Genomic DNA, 823 nt, shown 5'->3' with positions numbered 1-823 from the left:
CTTTGATATCGTTTAGTTTCATCGAGGTCAACTCGCAGACAGCAGTTGGATCGCGCAGGAGATTAAACGCTGGCCAAGTGTGGTGGTCGCCGCCCCAAAACTCTTGCAGCGCGTTCCCAGACCTTTTCAGATTACCGATTTAAAACACGTTCCATGCATCAGTAGTTTCACCGTGTTAAATGGTACACCGTGGGTATTCAGCAATGGCAAAGGTGAGCGGATTACTCAAAAAGTGCATTCTTCATTCAAAGTGAACAGCGGGCTTCTTGCTAAAACTGGCGCAGTTTCTGGCTTAGGKTTTTCGATACTGCCTGTTGAATTTTGCCAATCCGAATTGGATTTAGGCGTTTTGGAGGTGGTAGAAATGGAGTATGAGCCTGATGATTTAGTACTGTATGCTTTTTATTCTTCCCGAAAGCACTTGGCGAAAAAGATTCCGATGTTCCTTGATCATTTAAAGCGCCAGGCAAATATCGTCAATTGAATACAGTTTGAAATGAGAAAATGAAGGTTTTCTCGTCTTTAATTTCAAAACCTCAAACGCCACCTTGCGGTGCGTTTGTATTTCATTTGTCTTTCCAACTCATGATCAGTGGAAGTAAACCACCATCTCGACGTCATCGCCTTGTTGTGGCGCGTTGAGTGAAAAATGCAGATAACCCGCTTGCTCAACAGGAATCGCGAGGTATTGGTTGCTGCCAGCGTAGCGAGATGCAAACTGGTGCTGCTCTGGGGTTGGCCAATGTTCACGGCTGGCGTACAGGTTCACGTTGCCTTGGCTGTCCGAAGGGGTGAGATCGCTTAACCAAATGCGCCACTTCGC

2 pseudogenes are annotated in these 823 nt (G+C 46.5%); one reads left to right on the top strand and one right to left on the bottom strand.

Annotated elements, in window-relative coordinates:
• Window positions 1-484: pseudogene (locus CIK04_RS25165) on the top strand (LysR substrate-binding domain-containing protein); the annotation flags it as partial.
• Window positions 485-589: 105 nt separating this feature from the next.
• Here CIK04_RS25165 and CIK04_RS25160 read toward each other — a convergent pair.
• Window positions 590-823 (bottom strand): annotated as a pseudogene (locus tag CIK04_RS25160) (collagenase); the annotation flags it as partial.

Source organism: Vibrio sp. 03_296 (assembly GCF_002265885.1).
Note: the sequence above shows the minus strand (reverse complement) of the source record. Positions and strands in the feature narration are given on the sequence as shown.